Source organism: Mesorhizobium sp. M0060 (assembly GCF_040323155.1).
GTDB lineage: Bacteria > Pseudomonadota > Alphaproteobacteria > Rhizobiales > Rhizobiaceae > Mesorhizobium.
Map to the genome: position 1 here is coordinate 113,245 of NZ_JAMYUP010000016.1, position 20,570 is coordinate 133,814.

At 63.3% G+C, this 20,570-nt stretch carries 17 protein-coding genes, 1 tRNA gene and 1 riboswitch; of the genes, 8 read left to right on the plus strand and 10 right to left on the minus strand.

The window, feature by feature from the left end; genetic code table 11:
• Positions 1-29: 29 nt before the first annotated feature.
• On the minus strand, positions 30-1,217 hold the full coding sequence (locus NKJ94_RS17695) for an O-succinylhomoserine sulfhydrylase (RefSeq protein ID WP_352526800.1): 1,188 nt from the start codon (positions 1,215-1,217) through the stop codon (positions 30-32).
• Positions 1,218-1,272: 55 nt separating this feature from the next.
• A riboswitch (SAM riboswitch) is annotated at positions 1,273-1,350 on the minus strand.
• 145 nt (positions 1,351-1,495) lie between these two features.
• On the opposite strand from NKJ94_RS17695, the gene NKJ94_RS17700 reads away from it, so the two are divergent.
• Positions 1,496-2,590, plus strand: a complete 1,095-nt coding sequence (locus NKJ94_RS17700; protein ID WP_352526801.1) for a 2'-deoxycytidine 5'-triphosphate deaminase — start codon at positions 1,496-1,498, stop codon at positions 2,588-2,590.
• 39 nt (positions 2,591-2,629) lie between these two features.
• On the opposite strand, the gene araD1 is transcribed toward NKJ94_RS17700, so the two are convergent.
• The 4 genes from araD1 to chvE all read right to left on the minus strand — a co-directional run bounded on the left by araD1 (position 2,630) and on the right by chvE (position 7,798).
• Positions 2,630-3,622: an AraD1 family protein gene (gene araD1, locus NKJ94_RS17705; RefSeq protein ID WP_352526802.1), complete on the minus strand. Its 993-nt coding sequence runs from the start codon at positions 3,620-3,622 to the stop codon at positions 2,630-2,632.
• A gap of 190 nt (positions 3,623-3,812) precedes the next feature.
• Positions 3,813-5,105: a multiple monosaccharide ABC transporter permease gene (mmsB, locus tag NKJ94_RS17710; RefSeq protein ID WP_352526803.1), complete on the minus strand. Its 1,293-nt coding sequence runs from the start codon at positions 5,103-5,105 to the stop codon at positions 3,813-3,815.
• Positions 5,102-6,634: a multiple monosaccharide ABC transporter ATP-binding protein gene (mmsA, locus tag NKJ94_RS17715; RefSeq protein WP_352526804.1), complete on the minus strand. Its 1,533-nt coding sequence runs from the start codon at positions 6,632-6,634 to the stop codon at positions 5,102-5,104. Before mmsA ends, mmsB begins: the two co-directional genes overlap by 4 nt.
• 99 nt (positions 6,635-6,733) lie before the next feature.
• Entirely contained in the window at positions 6,734-7,798 is a 1,065-nt protein-coding gene (chvE, locus tag NKJ94_RS17720) for a multiple monosaccharide ABC transporter substrate-binding protein (RefSeq protein WP_352526805.1), read from the minus strand.
• 317 nt (positions 7,799-8,115) lie between these two features.
• Here chvE and NKJ94_RS17725 point away from each other — a divergent pair, with 317 nt between their 5' ends.
• Positions 8,116-9,105, plus strand: a complete 990-nt coding sequence (locus tag NKJ94_RS17725) for a LysR family transcriptional regulator (protein WP_352526806.1) — start codon at positions 8,116-8,118, stop codon at positions 9,103-9,105.
• A gap of 317 nt (positions 9,106-9,422) precedes the next feature.
• Here the strand turns inward: NKJ94_RS17725 and NKJ94_RS17730 are convergent.
• A tRNA-Gly gene (locus NKJ94_RS17730) sits at positions 9,423-9,496 on the minus strand.
• 92 nt (positions 9,497-9,588) lie between these two features.
• Here NKJ94_RS17730 and NKJ94_RS17735 point away from each other — a divergent pair.
• The gene (locus tag NKJ94_RS17735; RefSeq protein WP_198030500.1) at positions 9,589-9,891 is read left to right on the plus strand and encodes a DUF6460 domain-containing protein; all 303 of its coding nucleotides are present in this window, start codon (positions 9,589-9,591) and stop codon (positions 9,889-9,891) included.
• 61 nt (positions 9,892-9,952) lie between these two features.
• On the opposite strand, the gene NKJ94_RS17740 is transcribed toward NKJ94_RS17735, so the two are convergent.
• On the minus strand, positions 9,953-10,855 hold the full coding sequence (locus NKJ94_RS17740; RefSeq protein ID WP_352526807.1) for a histone deacetylase family protein: 903 nt from the start codon (positions 10,853-10,855) through the stop codon (positions 9,953-9,955).
• Positions 10,856-10,976: 121 nt separating this feature from the next.
• On the opposite strand from NKJ94_RS17740, the gene NKJ94_RS17745 reads away from it, so the two are divergent.
• Positions 10,977-12,329, plus strand: a complete 1,353-nt coding sequence (locus NKJ94_RS17745; protein ID WP_352526808.1) for an MATE family efflux transporter — start codon at positions 10,977-10,979, stop codon at positions 12,327-12,329.
• Positions 12,330-12,331: 2 nt separating this feature from the next.
• On the opposite strand, the gene NKJ94_RS17750 is transcribed toward NKJ94_RS17745, so the two are convergent.
• A complete protein-coding gene (locus NKJ94_RS17750; RefSeq protein ID WP_352526809.1) occupies positions 12,332-13,408 on the minus strand; it encodes a quinone-dependent dihydroorotate dehydrogenase in 1,077 nt (358 codons plus the stop codon).
• Positions 13,405-13,755 carry a DUF952 domain-containing protein gene (locus NKJ94_RS17755; protein ID WP_352526810.1) on the minus strand — a complete coding sequence of 117 codons (351 nt, stop codon included), beginning with the start codon at positions 13,753-13,755 and terminating at the stop codon, positions 13,405-13,407. Before NKJ94_RS17755 ends, NKJ94_RS17750 begins: the two co-directional genes overlap by 4 nt.
• A 109-nt stretch (positions 13,756-13,864) precedes the next feature.
• Here NKJ94_RS17755 and NKJ94_RS17760 point away from each other — a divergent pair, with 109 nt between their 5' ends.
• Positions 13,865-14,296: a hypothetical protein gene (locus tag NKJ94_RS17760; protein WP_352526811.1), complete on the plus strand. Its 432-nt coding sequence runs from the start codon at positions 13,865-13,867 to the stop codon at positions 14,294-14,296.
• 109 nt (positions 14,297-14,405) lie between these two features.
• Positions 14,406-15,059 (plus strand): response regulator transcription factor, encoded by a 654-nt coding sequence (locus tag NKJ94_RS17765; RefSeq protein ID WP_502896013.1) that lies wholly within the window; start codon positions 14,406-14,408, stop codon positions 15,057-15,059.
• A gap of 62 nt (positions 15,060-15,121) precedes the next feature.
• On the opposite strand, the gene NKJ94_RS17770 is transcribed toward NKJ94_RS17765, so the two are convergent.
• A complete protein-coding gene (locus tag NKJ94_RS17770) occupies positions 15,122-18,610 on the minus strand; it encodes a hybrid sensor histidine kinase/response regulator (protein ID WP_352526812.1) in 3,489 nt (1,162 codons plus the stop codon).
• A 234-nt stretch (positions 18,611-18,844) separates the two neighbouring features.
• On the opposite strand from NKJ94_RS17770, the gene mscL reads away from it, so the two are divergent.
• Together mscL and NKJ94_RS17780 are read left to right on the plus strand one after the other, a co-directional pair.
• Positions 18,845-19,267 carry a large conductance mechanosensitive channel protein MscL gene (gene mscL, locus NKJ94_RS17775; protein ID WP_352526813.1) on the plus strand — a complete coding sequence of 141 codons (423 nt, stop codon included), beginning with the start codon at positions 18,845-18,847 and terminating at the stop codon, positions 19,265-19,267.
• A 112-nt stretch (positions 19,268-19,379) separates the two neighbouring features.
• Entirely contained in the window at positions 19,380-20,546 is a 1,167-nt protein-coding gene (locus NKJ94_RS17780) for a pyridoxal phosphate-dependent aminotransferase (protein ID WP_352526814.1), read from the plus strand.
• Positions 20,547-20,570 lie beyond the last annotated feature (24 nt).

Below are 20,570 nucleotides of genomic sequence, written 5' to 3' on the forward strand. Positions count from 1 at the left end.
GTCCCGCTCACCTCTGTTCGGTCAGCCCCTTATCCGGCAGCTCTCAGCGCTTGTTCGATATCTTCGAGCAGATCGTCGGTATCTTCCAGGCCGACGGAAAGCCTGAGCGTGCCCGGTCCGATGCCGAGCTCGGCGCGGGCCTCATCGGTCAAGTTCTTGTGCGTGGTCGTCGCGGGATGGGTGATCAGGCTCTTGGCGTCGCCGAGATTGTTGGAAATCAGCACGATGTCGAGCGCGTTCTGGAAGGCAAAGGCCGCCGGCTTGCCGCCCTTCACATCGAGGCAGATCAGCGTCGAGCCGCCCGACATCTGCTTCTTGACCACGGCCGCTTGCGGGTGGTCGGCGCGGCCGGGATAGATGACGCGGGCGATTTCCGGGCGCTCGGCGAGAAAGTCCGCGATCCGGCCGGCACTTTCCGTCTGCTGTCGCACACGCAGCGGCAGCGTCTCCAGGCCTTTCAGCAGGGTCCAGGCATTGAAGGGCGAGAGGCTGGGCCCGGTGTGGCGGAAATAGTCATGCAGATTCTCGTCGATCCATTTCTTGTCCGACAAGATAACGCCGCCAAGGCAGCGCCCTTGGCCGTCAATATGCTTCGTGGCCGAATAGACGACGATGTGGGCGCCGAGCTGCAAGGGTTTTTGCTGCAAGGGCGTGGCGAAGACATTGTCGACGATCAGCCTGGCGCCGATCGAGTTGGCAAGCGCCGCGACGGCGGCGATGTCGACCACCTCCAGCGTCGGATTGGTCGGGCTTTCCAGGAAGAACAGTTTGGTGTTGGGCTTGACCGCTTTTTCCCAATTGGCGATGTCGGTGCCGTCGACCAGCGTTGCCTCGATGCCGTATTTCGGCGCCAGCGTCTCGACCACCCAGCGGCAGGAGCCGAACAGTGCGCGCGCCGCCACGATATGGTCGCCCGCTTTGGCGCTGCACAGCAGTGCTGCCGTCACCGCCGCCATGCCGGACGCCGTGGCGCGCGCGTCCTCGGCGCCTTCCAGCGCGCACATGCGCTTTTCGAACATGTCGACCGTCGGATTGGCATAGCGCGAATAGATGAAGCCCGGCTCCTCGCCCTTGAAGCGGGCTTCCGCCGCTTGCGCCGTCTCGTAGACATAGCCTTGGGTGAGATACATCGCCTCGGAGGTCTCGCCGAAGCCGGAACGCAGCGTCCCGGCATGCACGAGTGCGGTCTGAGGCTTCCAGTCGCGCTTCTTGATCATTACCCTATCCAAACAACAAAAAACCGGTCGCGAAAGTCGCAACCGGTCCATACGGCCTTGCGGCCAGACGGTCCTTTAGCGACTTGTTTAACGTGGCTGCAAGCCGACCGGCCAAATCACCACGGGATAACGACCCTTTAGACCCGCACCGCGCTTGCGTCAATTGCCGGTATGATTAAGAGGGTTGTACCAAGCAGGTGCCGAAGGCATCCCACGGTTTGTGGCAAGGACCTGCGACAGAACAAGACCTCGCCCGGCGTTCGAGCGGAGCCAGACCCTTGCGGCAGACAGGCATTCTTCCCGATCAGAATATTTCCGCGCTGTTCCAGTCGGGCGCGCTGAAGTCGCCGCGCGCGCTCGATGCCGATCAGATCCAGCCGGCCAGCCTTGACCTGAGGCTCGGCGACAAGGCCTGGCGGGTGCGTGCTTCCTTCTTGCCCGGCCCGGACCACAGGGTTGTCGACAAGCTCGACCGGCTGAAGTTGCACGAGATCAACCTCGCCGAAGGTGCCGTGCTGGAAACCGGCTGCGTCTACATCGTGCCGCTGCTCGAAAGCCTGGCGCTGCCCCCGCATATTTCGGCTTCGGCTAACCCGAAGAGCTCGACCGGACGGCTCGACATCTTCACCCGGGTAATGACCGACCGTGGCCACGAGTTCGACAAGATCACCGCCGGCTACGAAGGTCCGCTCTATCTGGAGGTCAGCCCGCGCACCTTCCCGATCGTCGTGCGCACCGGCTCGCGGCTGTCGCAGATACGGTTCCGCACCGGCAATGCGCTTTTGTCTGAAAGCGAGTTGCACGACTTGCATCGCGCCGAAATGCTGGTCGCCACCGAGCCACCCAACATCTCAGGCGGCGGCATCGCGCTGTCGATCGACCTCGACGGCGACAAGGATGGGCTGGTCGGCTATCGCGGCAAGCACCACACTGGCCTCGTCGATGTCGACAAGCGCGCCGCACAGGATGTCGTTGATTTCTGGGAGCCGCTCTACAAGAGCGGCGCCGGCGAGCTGGTGCTCGACCCGGATGAATTCTACATCCTGGTGTCCCGCGAGGCGGTGCATGTGCCGCCGCTCTACGCCGCCGAAATGACGCCCTTCGATCCGCTGGTCGGCGAATTCCGCGTCCACTATGCCGGCTTCTTCGATCCGGGTTTCGGTCATTCGGCGTCGGGCGGCACCGGCAGCCGGGCGGTGCTCGAGGTGCGCAGCCACGAAGTGCCGTTCATCCTCGACCACGGCCAGATCGTCGGACGGCTGGTCTACGAGCACATGCTGAAACGGCCGCAGGCGCTCTACGGCACCGATCTCGGCTCCAACTATCAGGCACAGGGCCTGAAGCTGTCCAAGCATTTCCGCGCCGCGCGCTGATCTTTCCCTTGCTTCCCTTGCTTGCGGGTTATCCCCGGTTCAAAGCGCCTTCACGGCGACCTTCACCGGCTGCTCGATTTCGAGCGGGTTGCGCAGCGGCAGACCGAAATCCTGCGCCTCGATCTCGAACACGTCGCCGGCCTCGGTCCTGATGCCGTCGGCGAAGGACAGCGTCGCCGTACCGAACATGTGCACATGGACGTCGCCCGGCTGGCGGAAGGCCGAGTATTTGAAGTGGTGATGCTCGAGATTGCTAATGGTGTGCGACATGTTCGCCTCGCCCGACAGGAACGGCTTTTCCCAAAGCAGCTTGCCGTCGCGCAGGATGCGTGAAGCGCCGCGGATGTCGGACGGCAGGTCGCCGATCAGGATTTCTGGCCCGAACGAGGCGTTGCGCAGCTTGGAATGGGCGAGGAAGAGGTAGTTCACGCGTTCGGTGACATGGTCGGAAAACTCGTTCGACAGCGTGAAGCCGACGCGGAACGGGGCGCCGTCGTCGCCGATTACATAGATGCCGGCGATTTCCGGCTCCTCGCCGGCATCCTGGGCGAAGGCGGGCGACATAAGCGCCGCGCCGGGCGCCACTGCCATGGTGCCGTTACCCTTGTAGAACCATTCCGGCTGCACGCCGGTTTGGCCTTTCGCCGGCTTGCCACCTTCCAGGCCCATGCGGAACATCTTCATGGAATCGGTCAGTTGTTCCTCGCCGTCCGTGCTGAGCTTCTTGTGCATTGAATCGCGGGTCGCGGCGGAGCCGAGATGCGTCAGCCCGGTGCCGGTGAGATGGAGATGCGCGGGATCGGGATGGTTGATCGGCGACAGCAGCCGCCCTTTCTTGTAGGCGGCGTCGAGATCGACGGTTTCGCCAAAGCCCTTGCGCTCGATCAGGGCGACGAGCCCGCTGCCGGTGCGGGCGGCTTCCATCGCCAGCGAATAGACGCTGCGCGCGCCGTTGATGACGCGGGTCTTGCCGCCGTTGCGGGCAACGACGCGGATCGTCTCGGCGTCGTCGAGGATCTGTGAGATCAGCATGGTAACCCTCTCTGAATTGCGGGCCTGGTCTGCCTTCCTTGGCAAACCCTACCCTGCGCGGCTCGGACCCTGTCCGCGCCTCGGTTGAAATTCTTCGTCCGGATTGCGCTCGCGGATCAGGTCCCTCGGGGGACTTCTTTGCGCCGCCCGGCAGCGCCGCGATGTGACCCGTATGCCTCCTGGTTGCCTCTCAAGCCTTGTTCTTGTTGTAGACGTCGAAGACGACAGCGCCGAGCAGCACCAGGCCTTTGACCACCTGCTGCCAGTCGACATTGACGCCCATGATCGACATGCCGTTGTTCATGACACCCATGATGAAACCGCCGACCACCGCGCCGATGACCTGGCCGACGCCGCCCATCGCCGAAGCGCCACCAATGAACACCGCGGCGATGACGTCGAGCTCGCTGCCGAGGCCCGCCGCCGGCACAGCCTGCCCCAGGCGCGCCGCGATAATCAGGCCGCCGAGTGCCGACAGCACGCCCATATTGATGAACACCATCAACGTCAGCCGTTCGGTCTTGATGCCCGATAGCTGCGCTGCCTTGGCATTGCCGCCCATCGCATAGATGCGGCGGCCGATCGTCATGCGTTTGGTAACGAAGACGAACAACGCGATCAGCACGCCCATCACCATGAGAACGATTGGCAGGCCTCTGTAGGTGGCGAACTGGTAGACCAGAAACAGCGCCAGCGCGCTGGTCACCAGGGTCTTGACGACGAACAGCGAGAAGGGTTCGGCTTCGTAGCCATGCCGCTCGCGGCTGCGCCGCGCCCTGAGCCCGAAATAGGCGTAGGCGAGCACGGCGACGAGGCCGATCAAGATCGTCGTCATGTGCAGCGTCAGGCCGCTGCCGACAATGGTTTTGCCGGCGGCGTTCACCGTCGGTGGTATCAGCGTCAATGGGCCGATCACGTCCGGAATGAAGCCGGAACTGAGCGCCTTGAAGCCGACTGGAAGCGGCCCCACGGAAGACCCGCCACCCAGCAGCGCCTGGCAGATGCCGCGGAAGATCAGCATGCCCGCCAGCGTGACGATGAAGCTCGGTATTCGGTGATAGGCAATCCAGTAGCCTTGTGCCGCGCCGATTGCGCCGCCCACGATCAGGCAGATGATCGACACTACCAGCGGATTGCTCAAAGGGCCGAGCGGCCAGATGACCATCATCATCGCCGCCAGCGCGCCGATGAAGCCGGCGACGGAGCCGACGCTGAGATCGATATGGCCAGAGACGATCACCAAAAGCATGCCCAGTGCCATCACGATGATGAAGCTGTTCTGCTGCACCAGGTTGCTCAGGTTCACCGGCTTGAACAGCGTTCCGGACGTCGTGAACTGGAAGAACACCATGATGGCTATCAGCGCCAGGATCAGGCCGTATTCGCGCAGATTGGTGACCAGCGCCGAGACGGCAATGCGAGGTGTCTGTTGTAGGTCCTGGGCGACGCCGCTCTGCGGCCCGGGAGCGCTTTCAGTGCTCATGATGCTTTTCCTTCTCCGCGGACGATGGCGCGCATGATCTTTTCCTGACTTGCGTCGGCCGCGGCCATTTCTCCCACGATGCGCCCTTCATTCATGACGTAGATGCGGTCGGTGATGCCGAGCAGTTCGGGCATTTCCGACGAGATGACGATGATCGCCTTACCCTCGGAGGCGAGACGCGCGATGATCGTATAGATTTCATACTTGGCGCCGACATCGATGCCGCGCGTCGGCTCGTCGAGGATCAGTACTTCCGGATTGGCGAACAGCCATTTCGACAGCACCACCTTCTGCTGGTTGCCGCCAGAAAGATTGCCGGTCATCTGGTAGACGCTCGAGGCCCGGATATTGGTCCTGCCGCGATAATCATTGGCGAACGAAAGCTCGCGCAAATCGTCGATCACGCCATGGCGCGACACGCCGGGCAGGTTGGCGAGCGTGATGTTGTGCTTGATATGATCGATCAGGTTGAGCCCGTAGGTCTTGCGGTCCTCGGTAACGTAGGCGATGCCGTGTTCCACCGCCTTGCTCACCGAGGAGACATCGATCGGCTTGCCGTTAAGGAACACCTCGCCGGTGATGCGGCGGCCATAGGACCGGCCGAACAGGCTCATGGCAAACTCGGTCCGGCCGGCGCCCATGAGCCCGGCAATGCCGACCACCTCGCCCTTCCGAACGTTGAGGTTGATGCCCTTGATGACCTGCCGCTCGGCATGGATGGGGTGGTAGACCGACCAGTTCTTCACTTCAAGCACGGTCTCGCCGATCTTCGGCTCGCGCGGCGGATAGCGGTCGTCGAGCGAGCGGCCGACCATCGAGGTGATGATGCGGTCCTCCGAGATGTCCTTCTTGGCCAGCGTCTCGATGGTCCGCCCGTCGCGGATGATGGTGACTTTGTCGGCGACCCGGTTCACCTCGTTGAGCTTGTGCGAGATCAGGATCGAAGTGATGCCCTGCCGCTTGAATTCGAGCAGCAGATCGAGCAGCGCCTGGCTGTCCTTTTCGGACAGGCTCGCCGTCGGCTCGTCGAGAATGAGCAACTTCACTTCCTTGCTGAGCGCCTTGGCGATCTCGACCAGCTGCTGCTTGCCGACGCCGATATTGGTGATCAGCGTGTTGGGGTCTTCCTTGAGGCCGACCTTCTTGAGCAGGGCGCTGGTGCGCGTCTCGCTGGCGTTCCAGTCGATGACGCCGTATCTGGCCTGCTCGTTGCCGAGAAAGATGTTTTCGGCGATTGACAGCATCGGCACCAGCGCAAGCTCCTGGTGGATGATGACGATGCCCTTGCGCTCGCTGTCATGGATGCCTTTGAAATGGCACTCATCGCCGCGATAAATGATCTGGCCGTCATAGGTGCCGGACGGATACACGCCCGACAGCACCTTCATCAGCGTCGACTTGCCGGCGCCGTTCTCGCCGACCACGGCATGGATCTCGCCTTCCTCGACCATCAGCTTGACATTCGACAGCGCCTTGACGCCGGGAAACGTCTTGGTGATGTCGCGCATCTCCAAAATCGTCGATGCCATTGAGAATACCACTCCTGCGAGGTCCGCAAACAATACCGGGCTGGCTCGCCAACGAAAAGGGGCCCTGCCTGCGCAGGACCCCAGGCTTTGTAACCGCGATTACTTCAGTTCTTCGGCCTTGATGTAGCCGGAGTCGACCACCAGTGCCTGGTAGTTCGACTTGTCGACCTCATGCGGCGTCAGCAGGATCGAGGGAACGACCTTGACGTCGTTGTTGTAGGTCTTGGTGTCGAGGCCTTCCGGCTTGCCGCCCGAGAGCACCTTGTCGACGAGCTCGACCGTCGACTTGGCGAGTTCGCGGGTGTCCTTGAACACGGTCGAGTACTGTTCGCCGGCGATGATCGCCTTGACCGAAGCGGTCTCGGCGTCCTGGCCGGTGACAACAGGCCATGGCTGATCGGCAGTGCCGTAACCGACGGCGCGCAAGGAGGCGATGATGCCGCGCGACAGGCCGTCATAGGGCGAGAGCACGCCATCGACGCGGCTGCCGTCCGAGTAGTTGGCGGAGAGCAGATTGTCCATGCGGGCCTGGGCCGTCGCCGCCAGCCAGCGCAGCGTGCCGACCTTGTCCATGCCCATCTGGCCGGACTTCACGACGAGGGTCTTGTCGTCGATCAGCGGCTGGAGAACCGACATGGCGCCGTTATAGAAGAAGAAGGCATTGTTGTCGTCCGGCGAACCGCCGAACAGCTCGATGTTGAACGGACCCTTCTTCTCGGGATAGCCGAGGCCCTTGAGCAGCGATTTGGCCTGAATGACGCCGACGCCGAAATTGTCGAATGTGGTGTAGTAGTCGACATTCCCGGTCTTCTTGATCAGGCGGTCATAGGCGACGACGACGACGCCGGCGTCAGCCGCCTTCTGCAGTGCGTCCGACAAGGTCGTGCCGTCGATCGAGGCGATGATCAGCGCCTTCGGGCCCTTGGTGATTTCGTTTTCCAGCTGGCTGAGCTGGTTTGGAATGTCGTCCTGCGCGTATTGCAGGTCGACGGTGTAGCCGAGAGCCTCGAGCTGGGACTTGACGGCGTCGCCGTCATTGATCCAGCGCTGCGAGGTCTTGGTCGGCATCAGCACGCCGACCAGACCTTCGCCTGCCTGCGCAGGCAGCGTCATGGCCGCGATGCCAAGGGCCGCCACGGCGGCCAGTGTCTTGATGATCTTCACATTAACTCTCCCTGGTTGATGGACGCGTACCCTTGGGTTTCGTGGGCCGCGCAATCGTGCAGGAGCGCCAAACGCGCCGCTGCCGTCAATCGATCTCCGGTATCCTCCCAATCGGCCCCGAAACTCTGGTTTCAATCGACACGAGTTTTCCCCCGTCACCGATCGTCAAGTCTCAGGACGCGCGAAGGGTGTGTCGCTTTGCCATAACTGTCAAATGCGATCTTTGATGGTTGCTATATCGAAACTGATATGGCTAAAGCTAGTGGCGACGCTGCCGGATGACTGGTCGGGCGCGGGGTGTGGGAATAAGGAAAATCATGGCAGCGCTGCGAAATCCTGCTGCAATCTCAGCTGGTTACGATGAGGTACCGGGAGAGGGCGGAACCCTGCTGCGCAGCGGCTTGAGCCTGCGCCACATGCGCATGATCGCAGCCCTCGACGAGCACGGCCGGGTGAGCGCCGCGGCCCAGGTCATGAACATCTCGCAGCCGGCCGCTTCGCGCATGATCGCCGAGATGGAGGCGGTGCTCGACGTCAAGCTCTGCGAAAGGCTGCCGCGCGGAATCACGCTGACGCCCTATGGCAAGGCGCTGGCACGGCGTGCGCGGTCGATCCTGCTCGAGATGCGCGAGGTCGATCGCGAGATATTCGAGCTCAAGGCGGGCAAGGGCGGTTCGGTGTTCCTGGGTGCCGTCACGGCGCCGGCAATCGAGCTGGCGGTGCCGGCCATCCGCGAGATCCGCCGCCTCTATCCGCGCATCGAGATCACCATGCAGGTCGAGACCTCGAACGTGCTGGCACGCGAGCTGATCGCCTCCCGCCACGATTTCATCATCGCCCGTATCCCCGACGACCTCAATCCGCGGCTGTTCGAAGCCCGTGTCATCGGCGTCGAAAAGGCCTGCCTGATCGTGCGCCGCAGCCACCCGCTGACCAAAGGCAAGGCGGTGCGGCTGGAGGAGACCGCCGCCTATGACTGGGTGTTCCAGTCGGGCGGCTCGCCGCTGCGCCAGGCGATGGAAAGCAACTTTTTGAACCGCAACATCGCGCTGCCGGATCGCATCCTCAACACCAGTTCGCTGCTGTTGACGCTCGTGATGGTCGCGCAATCCGACGCGATCGCGCCGGTGTCGATCCAGGTCGCGAAATTCATCCAGAACCCGGAAGGACTGGCCGGCGCCATCGACGTCGTCCAGACCGAGTTCGACATCGAGGTCAGGCCCTACAGCCTAATCACGGTGAAGAACCGCGCGCTGTCGCCGGCCGCCAAGATGCTGCACGATTTTATTCTGCGAGAGGTGGGCTAGGCGAGGCGCTGCAGGGAGATTGCGCCTGCCAGACCCCTAAGACATGACCAGAAAGGCCCGCCAGCATGGAACACCGATGCACGTCGGCAACTGCCCGAGTGATGCTCGAAAAAAGCCCGCCAGCAGAAGCCAGCGGGCCAAAGGGTAGACATTCCGGTTGGGGTCATTTCAAGCCCCGCCGACTTCAATGTGGGATATTCCATAAGCTGGCACATCGTCCGAACAGATGAAGGCCGGCAAACCGCGGACAACATGGGCTGTAAAACCGCTGGTTTTCAGCGCTCACCAAATCAGGCGCAAAGCCTCGTGGCACAAGCTGGAGCGGGTAGCGGGAATCGAACCCGCGCGTTCAGCTTGGGAAGCTGACAAGCTACCATTACATCATACCCGCGCTGTTCCTCCGATATCATGGCCCGACGCCGATGCGCAATCCGATTTGAGGAGGCGCCTTGATGCAGCGCGGCCAACTGCGTATTTCTGGGCATGTGCCCGAATCGTGGCACCCGACTGTGGAGACAGGCCTTGTCCGCACTGAACCGCTTTCTCGGCGATACGCCGCTCCGGGTGATCCTGAAGCTGCTCGTCGTGTCGTTCCTCGTCGGCCTCGTCATGAACGCCTTCGGCTGGTCGCCGATGGATGTGCTCTACGGCATCCGCAAATTCTTCATCGACCTGTGGAACCTCGGCTTCCACGCCATCGACCGCTTCCTCGGCTATATCCTGCTTGGTGCTGCGATCGTCGTGCCGGCCTTCATCCTGCTCAGGATCGCCAACTACCGGAAGTAGAGCATGATCCCGAAAAGTGGGAACCGGTTTTCGGAAAAGATCATGCTCAAACAAAAAGGCTTCACGCGTAGCCAGCAGCCACCTCGAACAGGATGGCGTGGCGCGCCGCCAGTGCTGCGACATCCGTCGAATAGCCGCCGCCGATGACGCCGCAAACCGGGACGCCGAGCGTGCGGAAATGGCGGATCACCATATCGTCGCGGGCGCGCAGCCCGTCATCCGTGAGCGACAGCCTGCCGAGCCGGTCCTCGACATGGACGTCGACGCCGGCATTGTAGAAGACGAGGTCCCAGCGCCTTCGCCCCGACAGCTCCGGCAGGATGGCGCCCAGCCGCTCCAGATAGGCTGCATCGCCGGTGTCGTCGGGCAGGGCAATGTCGAGGTTGGAGGCGATCTTGCGCACTGGGTAGTTGCGGTCGCCATGCATGGAGAAGGTCAATACGCGCGGCTCGTCGCCCAGAATGTCGGCCGTGCCGTCGCCCTGATGCACGTCGAGGTCGACAACCAGGATGTTTTGGACAGCACCTTCGGCGAGCAGCACCAGCGAGGCAACGACCACGTCGTTGAAGGTGCAGAAGCCGGCGCCTTGCGCGCGCCGCGCATGATGACTGCCGCCGGCCGTGTTGCAGGCGATGCCCTTCAGCAAGGCCAGCCGCGCCGCCAGCACCGTGCCGGCCGTGGCGAGCTGCGCCCTCAGCGAAACCCGCGGTCCTATGGGAAAGCCGATCTCGCGCTCGATCTTTGCCGGCACTTCGCAGGCAAGCACCTGGTCGACATAGTCGGCCGCATGGGCAAGCTTCAGCCAGGACCCCAGCGCCGGTTCGGGCACGTTGAGGGCGTCCGGCCGCGCCAGACCGCGTGCGCTCAAGGCTTCCATCAGCAGCGGATATTTGCTCATCGGGAAGCGGTGGTTGACGGCGAAACCGGCGTCGTAGTCGGGATGATGAACGATCTGCAAGGGCATGGGACGGCCGGTGCGCCGGAGGCGGGTTTCGGTTGACCATACGTGGTGGATGGTTGCGTGAGGTCCGGAAATTGCGGCACATCGGCTAGCCGATCAAGTCGCAACAGGGAGCAACACGCGTTTGGAGCAGGCTTTACCCACCAAAGCCCACGTCACCGAAGCCAGGGCCTTCGTCGTCACCAACCGCTCGGTGCTCGCCATCGCCGTGCCGATGACGCTTGCCTATCTGACGACGCCGCTGCTGGGTCTGGTCGACACGGCGGTGGTCGGGCAGTTCGGCGACGCCGCCCTTCTCGGCGGCCTGGCGGCCGGCGCCCTGATATTCGATGTCGTCTTCACGACCTTCAACTTCCTGCGCTCCGGCACCACCGGCCTCGTCGCCCAGGCCTTCGGGCGCGGCGATGCACTGGAGGAGCAGGCGGTGTTCTGGCGCGCCGTGCTGATCGCGGTCGTCGCCGGCATCGTGCTTGCCGCACTTGCGCCCCTGGTTTCCACTGCCGGGCAATGGTTCATAGGCGCCGAACCGCGCGTTAGCGCCGCGATGGACGTCTATATCCGCATCAGGATGCTCGCAGCACCGTTCTCGCTGATCAACTACGCCATCCTCGGCTACGTGCTCGGGCGCGGCGAGGGCGGGCTCGGGCTGATGCTGCAACTGGTGCTCAACAGCATCAATATCGCGCTCTGCTTCCTGCTTGGCCTGAAGCTCGGCTGGGGCGTTGCCGGCGTCGCCTGGGCGACGCTCACCGGCGAATTCGTCGCCATGCTGCTTGGTCTTGCCATCGTCGGCCGGCGCTTCTGGGCGGCGCCCAGGCTGGCGCGCCATCGCGTGCTCGATCTGCCGGCATTCCTGCGCATGATGTCGCTCAATCGCGATATCATGATCCGCTCCTTTTCGCTGCTCGCCGCTTTTGCGCTGTTCACGCGCCAGGGCGCGCAGTTCGGCACGCTGACGCTGGCCGCCAACGCCGTGCTGATGAACCTCTTCCTGGTTGCCGGCTATTTCCTCGATGGTTTCGCCACCGCTGCCGAACAGCTCGCCGGGCGCGCCATCGGCGCCCGTGCTGCCGTGGCGTTTGACCAAGCGGTGCGGCTGACGCTGCTCTGGGGGCTCGGCCTGGCAGGCGTGGCGACGCTTGTGTTCCTGCTGGAAGGCACCGATCTGATCGCCCTGATCACGACGTCAACAGACGTCCGCGCCATCGCCGACATCTACCTGCCTTGGGCGGCGTTCACCGCGCTCAGCGGCGTGTTGGCCTTCGAGATGGACGGGGTGTTCATCGGCGCGACCTGGTCGAGCGACATGCGTAACATGATGCTGCTATCATTCCTGGCGTTCAGCGCCGCGCTGCTGATCCTGGCGCCGGCCTTCGGCAATCATGGCCTGTGGGCGGCGCTGCACGTGTTCCTGCTGGTGCGCGGCTTCAGCCTGCTCGCCATATTGCGGCTGCGGGTGCGCACGGCCTTTAGCTGATCCTAAAGCGGTTTCGCCGCCCATTGATCGAGGCGATTGTCGCGAAGCTCGCGCAGCGACTTCAGCCCTTGACTGTCCATGAAACGGACCATGCCGGAAAGAATACGGCCCGGCAGCGCAGGCCCGGCATAGATCATGCCGGTATAGAGCTGCACGAGATCGGCGCCGGCACGGATCTTTTCCAGTGCCGTCTCGGTGGAATCGACGCCGCCGACGCCGATGATGGCGGGGTCCGGGCCAAGCAGTTTTCGCATCCTTGCCAGCACCATGGTCGAGCGTTCGAACAAGGGTTTTCCCGAAAGTCCGCCCGCCTCGCCGGAAAGGCCAGCGCTGCGCAGGCCGGCTCGCGCAATCGTGGTGTTGGAGACGATGACGCCGTCAACTCGCTTGTCGGCGATCTCGGCGGCGATGTCTTCCAGTTCGGCCTCGACCAGGTCCGGCGCGATCTTGAGGAAGACGGCCGGTTTTGCGGATGCCACCGCACGCGCTGCCATGACACGCGACAGGAGTTCGCCGAGCTGCTCGCGCGCCTGCATGTTGCGCAGGCCCGGCGTGTTCGGCGAGGAGATATTGACCGTCAGATAGCTGGCGTATCGGGCAAACCGGGTCACGCCGCGTTCATAGTCGCCGATACGATCGGCGCTGTCCTTGTTGGCGCCGATGTTGACGCCGACGATGCCGGCGCGGCCCGTGCGGGCGGCAAGGCGCCTTTCGGCGGCGTCGTGGCCCTCATTGTTGAAGCCCAGCCGGTTGATCACCGCCTCGTCCGAAGTCACCCGGAAAATGCGCGGCTTCGGATTGCCGGCCTGCGGCAGCGGCGTGATCGTGCCGACCTCGGCGAAACCGAAGCCGAGGCCGAGCAGCGCGTCCGGCACTTCGGCATTCTTGTCGTAGCCGGCGGCCATGCCGAGCGGGTTCGGGAAATCGAGCCCGCAGACGCTGACTTTCAGCCTCTCGTCCTTTGGCGGACGACCGGAGACCGGCAGGCCGCATCTAAGCGCGGCAATCGACAGCCCATGCGCGGTTTCGGGATCGAGCGTGAACAGCAGTTTTTGGCCGATCCGTTCGAACGCGCTCATTCGGCCTCCAGCGCCGGGAATTCATGCCGGCCGTCGGCGCCGAGCGGCAATGCATGCACCGAAACGACCGCCTCGAGATCGAGCGGGCCGTAGAGATGCGGGAACAAGGCGCCGCCCCGCGAGACCTCATATTTCAGCGCATCGCCGAGGCGCGCTCCATCGATGGCGACCAGGAGCAACCCGCTTTGGCCGGCGAAATGTTTGGCTGCCGTTTCCCGAACCTGCCCGGCGGTGGAAAAATGGATGAACCCATCGGCGACGTCGATCGGCGCGCCGGTGAAGCGGCCTTCTCTTTCAGCCTCGCGCCACAGCGCCTCGGGAACTATCTTGTAGATGATCTCGGACATGGTTGCGCTATAGTCCGAACAGACCATGCGGGGAAGGGCAGGCCAGAGTTCTTCCCCATTTCGGGCGCAAACTGTGATAGATTGCGCCGAATGGCTCATGGAGGAAAACATGCGTCTGCACCAAATCTTGATCCCCGCAGCACTGGTCTCGCTCGTCGCGGCATCGGCCTTTTCCGAGGAAACCGACCGCTACCGGCTGGAAAAGTCGGCCAATGGCTATGTCCGTATGGATACGCAGACCGGCGCCATGTCGCTCTGCGAGGAGCGTTCCGGCCAGCTCGTCTGCAAGATGGCGGCCGACGAGCGCGCCGCCTTCCAGGGCGAGGTCGACCGGCTGCAAAGTTCGGTGAAGGCGCTCGACGAGCGCGTCGCCAAGCTCGAAAATTCGCTTGCCGCCCGTTTCGAATCGACTTTGCCCAGCGAGGAGGATTTCAACAAGACGATGGGCTACATGGAGCGCTTCCTGCGCAGCTTCATGGATATCGTCAAGGACATGGACAAGGACGACGACGGCGCCAAGCTCAATTCGCAAAAGACCTGAGGACCTGGAATCGCCTACGGCATGCCGCTCGAAACAGCTGGCGTCGCCGCATAAGTTCAGGTCCCGTAAGGCGGAAATCGCCTATGGGATTCGGGGAGGAATACTACTGTTGGGCTACACATTCGTCATTGCCGACGATCACCCGCTTTTTCGCGGTGCATTGAGGGAGGCACTCGCCGGCATCGGCAATGTTGCCGCCATACACGAAGCCGGCGATTTCGAAAGCGCCAAGGCGCTGGTCCTGGCCAATGAGGATGTCGATCTGGTCCTGCTCGACCTGTCGATGCCGGGCGCAAGCGGTCTTTCCGGCCTGATCTCACTACGCGGCATCCATCCGGCGGTGCCGATGATGGTGGTCTCGGCGCATGACGATCCGGTGACGATCCGGCGTGCGCTCGACCTCGGCGCCTCTGGCTTCATCTCCAAATCGGCCAGTATGGAGGAGATCCGCAGTGCCGTGCAGTCGGTGCTTGCCGGCGATATCGCCGCGCCCACCGGCATCGATCTCGGCGTCGAGCGCGATCCCGAGATTTCCGACCTGATCAAGCGGCTGCAGGCGCTGACCCCGCAGCAGACGCGCGTGCTCGGCATGCTGGCGGAAGGGCTGCTCAACAAGCAGATCGCTTATGAGCTCGGCGTCTCCGAAGCGACAATCAAAGCGCATGTCTCGGCCATCCTGCAGAAGCTTGGCGTCGACAGCCGCACCCAGGCGGTGATCCTGCTGTCTAAGATCGGCAGCGACCCGGTTCAGGCGGCCGGATAGACTATGATCCCGGAAAGTGGGAACCGGTTTTCGGACAAGATCATGGTCAAAAAGAGTACTTCCTACTCGGCCGCCGGCGCCAGCGGCCTGACCCTGGCCATCATCGAGCGCAGCATCGCCGGTTTCAGCGGTTTGCTGATCACAGGCACGTCGAGCCTGCCGGCAGCGGCGCGAACCTCGCTGGAGCGGTCGGCGGTGACCAGCACGGCCGGCAGGTCCTCGCCATGGATCGCACGCAACTGGGCGATCAATTCGAGGCCGGTCTTGCCGTCGAGATGATAGTCGGCAAGCACGATGTCCGGCCGATGCATGCCGGAACTCTCGAGATCCTCCGAACCGGAAAGCGTGTCGACGCTGCAGCCCCAGCCCTCGAGCAGCAGCCGCATGCCGTCGAGAATGCGGGCGTCGTTGTCGATGCAGAGCACATTGAGCCCGGCAAGCGAGGCCGTGGCGCGGCCAGGCGCCTTCGCCTCGGCCTCGCGCCGCGGTGCCTGCGCGGCCGCCACCGGCAGCAGGACCGAAAAGCGCGTGCCCTTGCCGGGGTTGGAGAAGATCCGGATTTCGAGGCGCAGGACGCGAGCGATGCGGTCGACGATGGAGAGCCCCAGGCCAAGGCCTTCCGCCTCGCGCACACCCTCGTCGAGCCGGGTGAATTCGCGAAACACGGTGTTGAGCTTGTCGCCGGCAATGCCGATGCCGGTGTCGATCACCTGTATTTCGGCCAGTTCGCCGCGCCGCCGCACGCCGACCAGGATGCGACCATGGCGCGTGTACTTGATGGCGTTGGAGATCAGGTTCTGGATCAGGCGGCGCAGCAGATTGCGGTCCGTCATCACGCTGAGCGACGACGGCATGATCGAGAGTTCGAGCTTCTTTTCGGCAGCAAGCGGCCGGAAGTCGTTGCCGATCTGGCGCAGCAGCCCGTCGAGGCCGAAGCTCGTGTCGTCCGGCTTCATCGCGCCGGCATCGAGGCGCGAAATGTCGAGCACCGCGCCGAGGATCGTCTCGACCGATTCCAGCGACGATTCGATGTTCATCGCCGCCTTGCCGGCGGGTCCCTTGCCGGTCTTTTCGATCAGCGACGAGCAATAGAGGCGGGCGGCGTTCAGCGGCTGCAGGATGTCGTGGCCGGCGGCGGCAAGGAAGCGCGTCTTGCCGAGATTGGCCTCCTCGGCCAGCATCTGCGCCTGCGCCAGCTCCTCGTTGACGCGGGTGAGCTCGGCGGTGCGGTTCTTCACTCGCTGCTCCAGCGATTCATTGGCGCGCTTCAGCGCCAAATCCTGCTCGACGCGTCCGGAAATGTCGGCATAGGTGGCGACGATGCCGCCGTCCGGCATCGGATTGGAGCGCAATTCGAGGATGCGGCCGCTGGTCTTCAGTTCCATCTGCCACGGGCTGACGAAGCTGGTCAGGCGGTTGAGCATGGTGACGCGTTGGTCGGCCGGTATGTCGCCGCGCTCGGCGAGATGGCGCAGGATGCGGTCGAGCGAGACGCCGACCTGGCCCATCTCGTCGGGCAGGTCGAACAGCGCCCGATATTGTCGGTTCCAGCAGATCAGGCGGAAATCCCTGTCGAAGACGGTGATGCCCTGTTCCATCTGGTCGAGCGCGATCTGCAGCAGGTCGCGATTGTGCTGCAGCGCCTCGGTGGCATCGTCGAGCAGGCGGAAGGCGTCCTTGGATTCGCGGTCGTTGCGGCGCAGCAGCAGCGACAGGATCAGCCGCGCTGAAGAGGAGCCGACGGCGCTGGCCAGAAGCTGCTCGGAGAAGCGGATGACATCCATGCTGGCCTGTTCGTTGCCGTGCAGTGAAGTGCCGCTGCTTTTCTCGAATGACTGGAAGGACCGCTCGGTGCGTTCGACACCGAGATAGCGCGCGATGGTGTCCTTGAGGTCGTTGACGGTAATGGTGGTGCGGAAGCGGCGCAGGCTCGGCAACGGCCCCGCCTCGCGCGGCACGAAGATCGATGCCTGGATGCGTTCCAGCGGCACCGACGCCCGCGACAGCGAGCCGAACACAAAAAACAGCGTGTTGATCGACAGGCTCCAAAGCACGCCATGGTTCAGTGGCTCGGCGACGGTGCCGAACAGAGCCTGCGGCCGCAACGCTTCGAAGCCGAACAGGCCGTGGACGAGGATGCCGGTATCCGGCGCGACGAGCGAGGGAAGCAGCAGCGTGTAGCTCCAGACGACGATGCCGGCGACCATGCCGAGCGCGGCTCCCCTTCCATTGGCGCCGCGCCAGATGAGCCCGCCGACCAATGCCGGCGCAAACTGCGCGATCGCCGCGAACGACATCAGGCCGATCGAGGACAGCCGCGCGTTGTTGGTGCTCTCGCGGTAGTAGAGGAAGGCGATGAACAGCATGATGAAGATCGCCGCCCGTCGCACATTGAGGATGAGCGTCGACCAGTCCTCGTTCTCGGAGGTCGTGGTCCGCAGCAGTCGCCGCACGAACAGCGGAATAATCAGATCGTTGGAGATCATGATCGACAGCGCGACGCTTTCGACGATCACCATTGCGGTCGCCGCCGACAGGCCGCCGATGAAGGCCGCCATGGCCAGCACGTCGTGGCCGCTGAACAGCGGCAGCGACAGAACGTAGAGGTCGCTGCTGGTTCTCGTGCCGACCAGCGTCAGGCCGGCCAGCGCGATCGGCAGCACGAACAGATTGATCGCTACCAGATAGAGCGGAAACACCCATGTCGCGGTGCGCAACTCGGCCTCGCTGCGGTTCTCGACGATGGTGACGTAGAACTGGCGCGGCAGCATGATGATGGCAAAGCCGCTCAGGCATGTCAGCACCAGCCAGGTGGCGAGCGAGGTGTTGTAGCCCATCGCCTGGCGCACCTGCGTGTTTTCGGCGAGCCGGTCGAACATATCGCCTGGCCCGCCGAAGATCAGAAACGTGACCATCAGGCCGATCGCCAGGAAGGCGGCGAGCTTGACCACGGTTTCGACCGCCACAGCAAGCACCAGCCCGTCCTGGTGCTCGGTGGCGTCGGCGTGACGCGTGCCGAACAGCACCGCAAACAGCGCCAGCAGCATGGCAACGACCAGCGAGATGTCGCTGACGAACGGATCGAACGACGGCGGCGAACCGGTATAGTGCTCGACCATCAGGCTGACCGAGCCGGAGATCGCCTTCAATTGCAGCGCGATATAGGGCACCGCGCCGATGGTGGCGATCAGCGTGGCGATCGCCGCGACAGCGAAGCTCTTGCCGTAACGGGCGCCGAGGAAGTCGGCGATCGAGGTGATCTTCTCGGTCTTGGCCAGCCTGACGATGCGCTGCAGCAGCGGAAAGCCGAACACGAACACCAGAACCGGGCCGATATAGATGCCGAGGAATTCGAGGCCGCGTTCGGAGGACAGCCCGACCGAGCCGAAGAAGGTCCAGGAGGTGCAGTAGATGGCGAGACTGAGCGCATAGATGAAGGGCCGGGCGCGGCCGGGCCCCGATGACGTCGAGCGCCGATCGCCCAGGCTGGCGATGGCAAACAGCAACGTCACATAGGCGATCGCGATGATGACGATGAACCAGCCCTGCACGGCTCGAACTTCCTCCCTGCGCCGACTTTTTCATCCGGCCCTGCAGACGCAATCACAGCTTGGCAATCAAGTCCATCGCCGCTTTCGGCGTATTATATCGGCTGCGTCGGGCAATCGTGACCGGCTGAAATCGGCTTTTGCTCCTGTCGCAACCGCAGGTTTTTGCTATTCTGCCCGCCGGTCGATGCCGAGGGCGTGGACGGCAGCACGGCCGGTCAGGACAAGGAGGGTCGAATGCTGAAAGAGTTTCAGGAATTCATTTCCAGGGGCAATGTGATGGACCTGGCCGTCGCCGTCATCATCGGCGCTGCCTTCAGCAAGATCGTCACCTCGCTGGTCGATGACATCATCATGCCGATTGTTGGCGCGATCTTCGGGGGGCTGGATTTCAACAACTACTTCATACCGCTGTCTTCTGCGGTGAATGCAACCTCGCTGGCTGATGCAAAGAAACAAGGCGCTGTCTTCGCCTATGGCAGCTTCATCACCGTGGCGCTGAACTTCCTTATCCTCGCCTTCATCATCTTCCTGATGATCAAGGCGGTGAACAATCTGCGCCAGCGGCTGGAGCGTGAAAAACCGGCTGCCCCGGCCGCTCCGCCGCCAGCCGACATCGCGCTGCTCACCGAAATTCGCGATCTCCTCGCCAGAAAATAGCGCCTGCGAGAAACTTTCTGGACCAAAACCCCGGTCGCTGGCGGCCGGGGTTTTCTGTTTTCGTCCGCCCTGAAACACGCTAGCAGTCGAGCAAACGAAAACGGACCTATCCATGACCCTGATCGATACCCTGCGCGCCGAAGCTCGGGCGGCGCCTGAAAGCGGCATTGTCGCCGTCATGAACCGCGGTCGCGGCCGCGACGGCATGATCCCACTCTGGGCCGGCGAGGGCGACCTGCCGACGCCTGCCTTCATCACCGATGCCGCCGCCAAGGCGATGGCTGGCGGTGAAACCTTCTACACCTGGCAGAGGGGCATTCCTGAACTCAGGCAAGCGCTCGCCCGCTACTACACCAGGCATTTCGGCAAGACTTTCGCCGACGAGGAATTCATCGTCACCGGCTCCGGCATGCATGCCATCCAGATGGCCATCGATGCGGTGGCCGGCAAGGGCGACGAACTCGTCTATCTGTCGCCGGCATGGCCGAATTTCGCCGCCGCCGCCGGGGTCGCGGGCGCCGTTCCAATCGCGGTCACGCTCGACCAGTCGGACAATGGCTGGTCTTGCGATGTCGACAAGATCGCAGCGGCGATAACGCCACGCACCAAGGCGCTGTTCGTCAACACGCCGTCCAACCCGACCGGCTGGACCGCCGACAAGGAGACGCTGCAGGCTATCCTCGACCTTGCCCGCGAAAGGGGCCTGTGGATCATCGCCGACGAGATCTATTCGCTGTTTCATTACGGCCACGGCCGCGCGCCCTCCTTCATCGACATCATGGCCGATGAGGACCGCATCCTGTTCGTCAATTCCTTTTCCAAGAACTGGGCGATGACCGGATGGCGCATCGGCTGGATCAAGATCCATCCCGCCTTGCAGCAGGTGTTCGAGAACCTGGTCCAGTATTCGACTTCCGGCGTTGCCCAGTTCATGCAGCGCGGCGCCGTCGTTGCCCTCGATGAGGGCGACGCCTTCATCGTCGAGCAGGTGGAGCGGGCGAGGGCGGCGCGCGACCTGGTCTGCGGCATTCTCGCCGAAACCGGCAGGGCGCGGTTCACCGTGCCGCAGGGCGCGTTCTACCTGTTCTTTGCTGTCGACGGCATCACCGATTCCCGCGCTGCCGCCTTCGACATGGTCGACCGCGCCAATGTCGGCCTGGCCCCCGGCACCGCCTTCGGCCCCGGCGGCGAATCCTTTCTCAGGCTATGCTTCCATCGCCGTCTCGACCAGCTCGAGGAAGCGGCACATAGGCTGGCGAAATGGATGAAGGCTGTCTGAGCGACTTCGCTCCGGCGACCGAAT

Bases quoted from the DNA above. Each gene is read 5' to 3' on its own strand.
- NKJ94_RS17695 (WP_352526800.1), bottom strand. From the start codon at position 1,217: ATGATCAAGAAGCGCGACTGGAAGCCTCAGACCGCACTCGTGCATGCC.
- araD1 (WP_352526802.1), bottom strand. From the start codon at position 3,622: ATGCTGATCTCACAGATCCTCGACGACGCCGAGACGATCCGCGTCGTT.
- mmsB (WP_352526803.1), bottom strand. From the start codon at position 5,105: ATGAGCACTGAAAGCGCTCCCGGGCCGCAGAGCGGCGTCGCCCAGGAC.
- mmsA (WP_352526804.1), bottom strand. From the start codon at position 6,634: ATGGCATCGACGATTTTGGAGATGCGCGACATCACCAAGACGTTTCCC.
- NKJ94_RS17725 (WP_352526806.1), top strand. From the start codon at position 8,116: ATGGCAGCGCTGCGAAATCCTGCTGCAATCTCAGCTGGTTACGATGAG.
- NKJ94_RS17735 (WP_198030500.1), top strand. From the start codon at position 9,589: ATGTGCCCGAATCGTGGCACCCGACTGTGGAGACAGGCCTTGTCCGCA.
- NKJ94_RS17740 (WP_352526807.1), bottom strand. From the start codon at position 10,855: ATGCCCTTGCAGATCGTTCATCATCCCGACTACGACGCCGGTTTCGCC.
- NKJ94_RS17750 (WP_352526809.1), bottom strand. From the start codon at position 13,408: ATGAGCGCGTTCGAACGGATCGGCCAAAAACTGCTGTTCACGCTCGAT.
- NKJ94_RS17755 (WP_352526810.1), bottom strand. From the start codon at position 13,755: ATGTCCGAGATCATCTACAAGATAGTTCCCGAGGCGCTGTGGCGCGAG.
- NKJ94_RS17760 (WP_352526811.1), top strand. From the start codon at position 13,865: ATGCGTCTGCACCAAATCTTGATCCCCGCAGCACTGGTCTCGCTCGTC.
- mscL (WP_352526813.1), top strand. From the start codon at position 18,845: ATGCTGAAAGAGTTTCAGGAATTCATTTCCAGGGGCAATGTGATGGAC.
- NKJ94_RS17780 (WP_352526814.1), top strand. From the start codon at position 19,380: ATGACCCTGATCGATACCCTGCGCGCCGAAGCTCGGGCGGCGCCTGAA.